At 48.9% G+C, this 8,288-nt stretch carries 9 protein-coding genes; 8 read left to right on the plus strand and 1 reads right to left on the minus strand.

The genetic code is table 11. From position 1 onward, the window contains the following. From HKN79_04365 to HKN79_04380, 4 genes are all read left to right on the plus strand, one after another. Positions 1 to 631, plus strand: a 631-nt coding sequence (locus HKN79_04365) for a hypothetical protein (protein NNC82789.1), incomplete at its 5' end; no start/stop codon positions are given. Between the two features lie 270 nt (positions 632 to 901). Continuing rightward, entirely contained in the window at positions 902 to 1,516 is a 615-nt protein-coding gene (locus tag HKN79_04370; GenBank protein NNC82790.1) for a hypothetical protein, read from the plus strand. A 217-nt stretch (positions 1,517 to 1,733) separates the two neighbouring features. Then, entirely contained in the window at positions 1,734 to 3,515 is a 1,782-nt protein-coding gene (gene typA, locus HKN79_04375) for a translational GTPase TypA (GenBank protein NNC82791.1), read from the plus strand. Positions 3,516 to 3,557: 42 nt separating this feature from the next. Then, positions 3,558 to 4,079 carry an SRPBCC domain-containing protein gene (locus HKN79_04380; protein ID NNC82792.1) on the plus strand — a complete coding sequence of 174 codons (522 nt, stop codon included), beginning with the start codon at positions 3,558 to 3,560 and terminating at the stop codon, positions 4,077 to 4,079. On the opposite strand, the gene HKN79_04385 is transcribed toward HKN79_04380, so the two are convergent. Then, on the minus strand, positions 4,069 to 5,580 hold the full coding sequence (locus HKN79_04385; protein NNC82793.1) for a T9SS type A sorting domain-containing protein: 1,512 nt from the start codon (positions 5,578 to 5,580) through the stop codon (positions 4,069 to 4,071). The genes HKN79_04380 and HKN79_04385 overlap by 11 nt on opposite strands. 212 nt (positions 5,581 to 5,792) lie before the next feature. On the opposite strand from HKN79_04385, the gene HKN79_04390 reads away from it, so the two are divergent. The 4 genes from HKN79_04390 to HKN79_04405 all read left to right on the plus strand — a co-directional run bounded on the left by HKN79_04390 (position 5,793) and on the right by HKN79_04405 (position 7,911). Beyond that, positions 5,793 to 6,188: a hypothetical protein gene (locus tag HKN79_04390; GenBank protein NNC82794.1), complete on the plus strand. Its 396-nt coding sequence runs from the start codon at positions 5,793 to 5,795 to the stop codon at positions 6,186 to 6,188. Positions 6,189 to 6,306: 118 nt separating this feature from the next. After that, positions 6,307 to 6,714, plus strand: a complete 408-nt coding sequence (locus tag HKN79_04395) for a hypothetical protein (protein ID NNC82795.1) — start codon at positions 6,307 to 6,309, stop codon at positions 6,712 to 6,714. A gap of 140 nt (positions 6,715 to 6,854) precedes the next feature. Continuing rightward, a complete protein-coding gene (locus HKN79_04400; GenBank protein ID NNC82796.1) occupies positions 6,855 to 7,232 on the plus strand; it encodes a nuclear transport factor 2 family protein in 378 nt (125 codons plus the stop codon). A gap of 127 nt (positions 7,233 to 7,359) precedes the next feature. Next, positions 7,360 to 7,911: a hypothetical protein gene (locus HKN79_04405; protein NNC82797.1), complete on the plus strand. Its 552-nt coding sequence runs from the start codon at positions 7,360 to 7,362 to the stop codon at positions 7,909 to 7,911. Positions 7,912 to 8,288: the final 377 nt, after the last annotated feature.

The following is an 8,288-nucleotide window of genomic DNA, read 5'->3' on the forward strand; positions in this document are numbered from 1 at the left end:
CAACAAAGCAATCCATAGCATATATAACAGGGATGGGGTGGATACCCAGGCTGTACCAGCCCGCAACTATCAGGTTCCGGAAAGGGAAGAGGTACGCATCATCTTTTTGAAAGGATCCAATCAAGAACAGAAATGGGCCGGACTGGACCGATTGATCCAGAGCATCGAAGCCTATCCCGACCTGCCCTTCCATCTTTACATCACGGGCAATGCCGACCGACATCCCGAAAGATATGGCCGACCTTTTGTCACCCTTACCGGCAGACTCCCTTTTGCAGACTTGGAAAAGCTGATCGATGAAGTGGACCTTGGAGTTAGCAATCTGGAGAACTATCTCATCCATTTCGAAGAGACCACCAATCTGAAGAGCAGGGACTATTTCAGTAGAGGACTACCCTTCATCCAGTCCAATACCATGCCCGATATCGAAGGGACCGAGGCGGCCCAATATTACCTGCACATCCCCAATGACGACAGTATCATCGATATGCAGCGGGTATATGATTTTGCCTTGGAAATGAGGCAGAAGCCCGACCATCCGCAGAAAATGCACGATTTCGCTGTACAGCATCTGGATTGGAATGTGACTGTGGGTGAGCTTGCTGATGACATCAAGTCATTGGTAGACTGATAGATACAGGAATTATATCAATTCATTATTCAATCTACGCTGAATTGCGTGGGTCTTCCTTCATTGATTTTTATCTGATTCTGCGTAACCAAAGGCCCTTGATGCCCGTAAACGAAGCCTGAACCGAACAAACAGGTATCATTTACGAGTTATTGTGATGTCAGTGAAGAAGGAGAATCAGGTTTAAAGAGGTTTACATTTCAATAGCTCAGATGAGAAGGGTGTGTTCGGTAACGAATACACCCTTTCTTGCACACGAAGCTTCTACTAATGAGAATTCTCTTACTGACCATTATCCTTTCATTCGGTCTCTCAGGCCATGCTCAACTTCTCATAGCCCACCAGCCCATCGAGCAAGAGCCCAGTTATTTCATCAGTTTCGATAATGATACCATCTATGGAGAGGTGGAATATGGCAAGAAGCTCTTCGGAGGTCTGCTCAACAAGATCATCTTTACCGATGATCAAGGGAATATCTTCAAACTGAGAGCCAATGAATCCAATGGCTTCTCTATCAATGGGCAGCACTACCGCTCCAAGGTCATCGATGATTTCTATTATTTCCTACGACCCGCTGTGAGCGGCTCCCCGGCATTGTACTATCTGGAACATAATTATGTCAAGCGAGAGAGTTTGCCCAACCAGATGATCCGTATGCACGGGAGTTATGGACGCGTGATCAAGAGTTACGTGGAAATGAACGGCCGTATGCACAAGGTATACCGCAAGCGATTCAGAAAACAGGCCATCGGACTATTCTCAGCGTACCCGGCCGTGGCCGACAGGATATTTGAAGGTGAACTCGATTTCTACGACCTAGAAGAGATCATCACCTATTGCAATCTCATCAACGATGGGGTGGTCATCAGCGAATTCTCAAAATAAACGCAATTGTAACAACCTGTATTTCAAGCATATGTAAATGATTTTGAGAATATTCTGAGTTTATTGAAACCTACACTGAACTATCTACGTAAACCTTGACACATAGCGCGTAAATAGAATTAGTGGGAAGCCCGGACGAAAGTCCGGGTTTTCTTTTTTGGGATCGTTTCTTCTAGCCTTCGATGAGCTACCTTCGCGCCCTTCTAGAAAAGACCCCATGCAGGAAATACGAAATATCGCCATCATCGCTCACGTAGACCATGGCAAGACCACATTGGTAGACAAGATCATCGATGAGTGCAAAGTGCTCGATGATCGCAAGGAGCGTGAAGAACTCCTACTGGACAGCAATGACCTGGAGCGGGAGCGAGGCATCACCATACTCTCCAAGAATGTGGCTGTGATGTATAAAGGAGTCAAGATCAATATCCTGGATACCCCTGGTCACGCAGACTTCGGTGGAGAGGTGGAGCGCGTACTCAAGATGGCAGATGGCGTCTTGCTGCTGGTAGATGCCTTCGAAGGAGCCATGCCACAGACCCGTTTCGTACTGGAGAAGGCCGTGAGCCTGGGCCTCAAACCCATCGTTGTGGTCAACAAGGTGGATAAGGAGAACTGTACACCCGACCTGGTGCATGAACAGGTCTTCGAGCTCATGTTCAATCTAGATGCAACAGAAGAACAGTTGGACTTCGAGACACTCTACGGTTCTTCCAAGCAAGGATGGATGAGTACCGATTGGAAATCACCTACTGAGGATATCACTCCCTTGCTCGACACCATATTGGAAGTGATCCCTGCGGCCCCATACCGCGAAGGGAGCCTACAGATGCAGGTGACCTCTCTGGATTTTTCATCTTATACCGGCCGTATCGCAATCGGAAGGGTCTGGCGCGGGGATATCCATGCAGGTGGCGAGTATCTGCTCTGCAAGAAGCATGAGAATAAGAAAGTGCGCATCAAAGAACTTCATGTCTTCGAAGGGCTGGGTAAGCGCAAAGTAGAGACCGTGCGCAGTGGTGACCTCTGTGCCGTAGTAGGTATCGAAGATTTCGAGATCGGAGATACCATCACTGATGTGGAAGATGCTGAAGCATTGCCGCGCATAGCCGTTGATGAGCCTACCATGAGTATGCTCTTCACCATCAATAATTCTCCCTTCTTCGGTAAAGAAGGAAAATTCGTCACCTCACGTCACCTCCGGGACCGTCTGTACAAGGAGTTAGAGAAGAACTTGGCGCTGAGGATCGAGGATACCGATACCGAGGACAAATTCAACGTATTCGGACGTGGGATCCTGCACCTCTCTGTATTGATCGAGACCATGCGGAGAGAGGGCTATGAGCTACAGGTAGGAAAGCCCCAGGTCATCATCAAAGAAGTGGATGGTGTGAAGATGGAGCCCTATGAGACCCTCGTCATCGATGTTCCGGAAGATTATTCCGGGAAGGCCATAGAGCTGGTGACCCAGAGGAAAGGAGAGATGCTCGTCATGGAGCCCAAGGGGGATCTACAGCATCTGGAATTCGACATTCCTTCTCGTGGATTGATCGGATTGCGGAACAATATCCTCACCGCTACGGCCGGTACGGCCATCATGACCCATAGATTCCGTGAGTTCCTACCCTTGAAGGGAGATATCCCCGGCAAACTCAAAGGATCACTCGTCTCGATGGAGACAGGGCAAGTACTCGCCTTTGCACTGGACCGACTACAGGACCGGGGTCGATTCTTCGTAGAACCGGGAGACCAGATCTACAAAGGACAAGTAGTGGGTGAGCATACGCGTGAGAACGATTTGGAGGTCAATCTGATCAAAGGGAAGAAACTCACTAATATGCGAAGTGCAGGTGCAGATGATGCCGCTCGCATCGCACCCAAGATCGAATTCTCACTGGAGCAATCCATGGAATATCTGGCCGATGATGAATATCTGGAAGTGACTCCGGTGAACTTGCGCATGCGTAAGATCCCGGGTGAGCGCAACCGATTCAGCTGATCCTGCCTATATTCATGGTCATACATTCTTAACTCCTTGACCATGAGTGATTTCGACTGGAGCCGATTCAAGCGCTCCATTTTCATACAAGCCGACCCGGCTAGGGTATTCCAAGCATGGACCACCCCAGAGCAAGTAGCTACCTGGTTCTTAGAAGAAGCCCGCTATACCGCACCGGACGGTACGGAAAGAAGACCTGATGAGACCATTCAGGAAGGCGATAGCTATACCTGGAAATGGTGGAACTATCCGCACACCGAACAAGGTACCATCACCCGGCTGGATAGGGACAAGCGGCATATGGAATTCACCTTTGCATCAGATAAGTGCACATGCACTGTAGATGTAGAGGTGAGGGAAGGCGACACCTTGCTCCGATTGGAGCAGAGCGGCATGCCTACCGATGATGAGACCAAGAAGAACCTCCATTTGGGCTGCAGCAACGGCTGGAGTTTCTGGATGGTCAATCTCAAGAGTTGGTTGGAGAACGACCAATTGCTTCATGACCGTCAATCCCGACACAAGACGGAGGAGTTCGAGTTTTGCGAGTTGATCAATCGATGAGGATCAGCTGCTGAACCGCTTCCTTATCCTTGCTGAGAGAGATCAGATAGGTCCCCGGCTCAAGATCAGAGACATCTATCGCCATTTCGGAGCGCACATTCTGCACGGTCTTTATACTCCGTCCATTCAGGTCGATGATCTCGATATCCCCCATTTGAAAGGCAGGAGGGAGAATGACACGGATCTCAGAAGAGGCCGGACTGGGATAGACCGTCATGGCTTGAGCGGTATTTTCCTCCAGACCCACTCCCACGGCACACTGGGCAAAGGAATAATCCACGAAGCCGAGTGAGGCATCATCCAGTTCATGATAGATCACCTCTTCGATCTCTTCATAGAGCGATATCTGACCTTCTATCCAGCAATTGTTCACTGCTGGGATGGGAGAGGGGGTGTTGTTGTAAAGCGCATAGGTCACACCGCCATTCCCGTTCTCACTGAATGTATTATTGCCCGGACTATCTGCGGTAATATCCGGATTGCCGAGATCGAGTTGGAAATCGTTCTGCACGGTGATCCCCCAGAGATTGCCCGCGAAATAATTGTCATAGAGCAGAGCAGAGGAGGAGGCCGTACCATTCAAATTGATTCCACTGCCACCGAGTAGGGGATCCCCTTGTATGTCATTATCGGTAAAGGCGCTTGTATATACCGTGGCATCGATATTCCCTCCGATGAAGGCCAGCCCGTATCGATTCATATTGATCTGAGAATTCTGGACGATGTAGCTGCTCGGATCCCCGAAAAGTGAGGCGCAGGCGATTCCACCTACCTGATCATAGAGCCCATCGGAACTAACGATGACATTATTAAGTATGGTAGGTACATCGGGAAGGGAGGGACCCAGATTGATCTGTGGTCGATTGGTGTTCTCGGTATTGTTATTGACGAATACGCAGCTCGTGATCAAAGGAGAACAAGGGATATTGGAGGGTGTGCTGATAGCTGACCCTTGATTATCCTGGAAATCACAGAAAAAGACCACCGGACTTCCTCCGAAGAATTCCAGTGCTGCATTGTTGGTGGCAATGTGCTGCTGCTCATTGACCCCAGAGTACCGTATGGTGAAATTCTCTGTCAACACCTTCAGTCCACCACCTCCTTCGAAGTCCACTGATTCGATCAGGACCGTGGACGTGGACTCGAATCGCCATCCTTCATAAGTCTCTATGCTTGAGAAAGGAAATATGGTCGTACTGCTTCCTTCTTCACCCAGATATAGGGTGCCGTAGATCTCCATCAAGGCCTCAGCATTGTTCACTGCAATGAGAACACCTCCAGCGATGTTCAAGGTATCGGTCTCAGAGAGGATCAGATCATCATGGATCAAGTAGCCCCCTGTGGCATTTCCTGTCACTGTGCCTCCACTTGCCGCCACGAGATCACCCATGTCCCAGTTCACTCCGGTGTTGGGCGTCTGGTACTGCGCCCAGTGGGCTAGTGGCAGAAGAAACGCGAGAATAAGCAGAGAAGAAAAGGAGAGGAGTCGGGTGTGTTTCATGCCCCTAAAAATGCAGATAAAGTTCAAAGGATCTCCATGAAAATCATTCGTGACTAATAGTGATTTCTACCATAACCGCTGGTCCAGATCATACGACCGTTCGACCTAAATCGGCCAATTCCGTGTAACCGAAAGCGTTACTCGAACGACATACTTACAGAAACCGGAAGGTGGATGTTCGATGAATATCCTCCTTCGAAAACCCTGAGATCATGTCCATCACCTTAGCCACTATTCTCACCGGAGCCGCACTCTGTGCCGCACCCATCATCCACACACCGAATACCGATCACAGCACCTGCTCACTCACTTTGGAAGCCTACACCACCATCGCTTATGCGGTAAGTGTGGAAAGCACGACAGAGGAGCTGGAACATATAAGGACCTCGGCCATCGAGTCCGGAATGGGGCTCCTGTATGAAAAGAGCCCAAGTAATGAGCGTTTGATCATCGATATGTGCATCGTCAATGAGGCCGAAGATGATTTCGAGGTCAGGCGGGTGGTCGTGAATGAACAGGACGGAGTCAAGCACCTCCTCTGGACGGTCGATACCTCTGGAAGAGCCGTAGGATTCGAGCGACCGGATACCGTCAGAGAAGAGTTCTGAAGGGACTCGCACAGGGACGGTGCATACAGAAATGAAGAATACCCATATCACAATAGAACAACATAAAGTAAACCTAGAAGAGGATGAGTGATCATCCGAAATAATAAATACCAAGATTATGATACACACAATCGCATATCTCGTTACAGGCGCCATGATGGCTGCCACACCCATAGCCACTGAGACCGGTACAGACACCGATTTGAAGAGCAAGACCGTCACCAGCGTGACCATCGATGATAGCTACACCACCGTTTCCTATCCGGTGAGTGCGGCTACCAGTTTTGAAGAGCTGGAAGAATTGAAAGGACACGCAGAAGAGGCCGGAGTCGGCTTCACCTATAAGAAAAGAGGAGTCAAGACCCGACTGGTGATCGACATGGTCATAGAGTACGGAGATGACTATGAGCTCGAGCGGCTCGTGGTCAAAGAAGAGGACGGTACCAAACATGTCAAATGGACGGTCAATGAGGATGGCCAGGCGGTCACCTTCAAAGAGCGCCCAGAAGTGAAAGAAGAATTCTAATAGGTTGCTTTTCACGTTAAGAACGTCACAGCGTTCAAGGAAAGAGGTCACCAATAGCGGGGTGACCTTTTTTCATTGTGTGCCATGGCTTTACGACTCTGAATGTGTATCTTGATAGTTCACTTTAAAACCTAGAAAGGATGAGTTTGAAAGACAAGATATCAGAGATGTACGGAATGGTGGGCCAAGGGCAGAGCCTGGAGGCCTTTGAGAAGTTCTATCACGATGATGTCAAAATGATCGAGTGTACCGGAGAGGTACGCGAGGGGAAAGAGGCCAACCGGGAATTCCAGAAGAATTGGTATAGCCAAGTGGATCAAGTGCACGATGGCGGAGTACGAGCTGTAACAGCCGATGATGAAGCTGGAGTCACCATGGTCGAGACTTGGACCGATATGAGCTTCAAGGACGGCAATCGCATGAAGATGGAAGAAGTCGCCCGTCAGAAATGGAAGGATGGCAAAATCATCGAAGAGCGTTTCTACTACGATACCAGAGGCATGGAGCCACAGTCTTAGGTGACCACCCTACATACAAACTACAGAAAGCCTCTAGAGATAGGGGCTTTTTTCTGTGCTTAATGTTCACATGGGCCGTGCTTTATCGATAGGTAAATAGTTTGAAACCTATTAAACCTATAGATATATGAGAAATCACATTGCCTCTATACCGCTGAGTATCTGCCTACTGATGCTGGTGGTGGCCTGTTCCAAAGAGGATAATTCCCCATCAGGAGGCTCAGGAGGAGGAGCCTCTGGAGAATATGGCTTCAGCGCCATGATCGATACAGCCACCTTCAGGGTCCCATCCGAATATGTCAAAGCCCGACTAGTGACTGGAAATGCCGGAAATGTTCCCGATTACTTCGAGATAGGAGTCATGGATAGCACCTGGACCGAAGAAAGATATACTCTATGGCAATTCGGAGAGAATATGACCATGGCCGATGTACAGTTGGGTCAGGTGGAAGATTTTTTGATGGCATTCGAGATATCCGGAAACACGTGGATCCACGAGCGTAATGATTTCGTGGCTCCCGGTTATCAATTCCCAGATGATGAGCCCACAGGAGAATTCATTTTCACCGAAGTTTCGGCCACTCGCGTGAAAGGGACCTTTGAATTCGTGGGACAGATGCCTGGAGGAACTTCCAAGGTACATATCGTAGAAGGAACCTTCGAAGCGGAGATAGAGTAAGAGGGCAGAGTGTACCGAATCTCCTGACTGCTAATCTGAGGTGCTGGTTAACATAATATAAATTATAGGACATATGGGGCGGTTTGTGGATTGGGCGGTGGTGTGTGGATTCTAGGGATTTCTCGGCTCACGTCCGTTCGCTCGAAATGACTTGGTTTCAGATTACACTATTATAGACCGTCATTTCGACTGAGCCAAAGGCGAACGGAGAAATCCTTCTGTACTTCAGAGAATGATCATTCTGTATCTATTCCTAGTATCTCATCATTAAGAAAATCCCACTCCGGATTCTGTGTCTCTATCAGGAAATCTTTTTTCTCTCTTGACCATCTCTTTATCTGCTTCTCCCGCTTGATGGCCCTCATCATCCCATACAC

Source organism: Flavobacteriales bacterium (genome assembly GCA_013001705.1).
Lineage (GTDB): Bacteria > Bacteroidota > Bacteroidia > Flavobacteriales_D > JABDKJ01 > JABDLZ01.

Coding starts and splice junctions, on each gene's coding strand:
- HKN79_04370 (NNC82790.1), top strand. CDS start 902: ATGAGAATTCTCTTACTGACCATTATCCTTTCATTCGGTCTCTCAGGC.
- typA (NNC82791.1), top strand. CDS start 1,734: ATGCAGGAAATACGAAATATCGCCATCATCGCTCACGTAGACCATGGC.
- HKN79_04380 (NNC82792.1), top strand. CDS start 3,558: ATGAGTGATTTCGACTGGAGCCGATTCAAGCGCTCCATTTTCATACAA.
- HKN79_04385 (NNC82793.1), bottom strand. CDS start 5,580: ATGAAACACACCCGACTCCTCTCCTTTTCTTCTCTGCTTATTCTCGCG.
- HKN79_04390 (NNC82794.1), top strand. CDS start 5,793: ATGTCCATCACCTTAGCCACTATTCTCACCGGAGCCGCACTCTGTGCC.
- HKN79_04395 (NNC82795.1), top strand. CDS start 6,307: ATGATACACACAATCGCATATCTCGTTACAGGCGCCATGATGGCTGCC.
- HKN79_04400 (NNC82796.1), top strand. CDS start 6,855: ATGAGTTTGAAAGACAAGATATCAGAGATGTACGGAATGGTGGGCCAA.
- HKN79_04405 (NNC82797.1), top strand. CDS start 7,360: ATGAGAAATCACATTGCCTCTATACCGCTGAGTATCTGCCTACTGATG.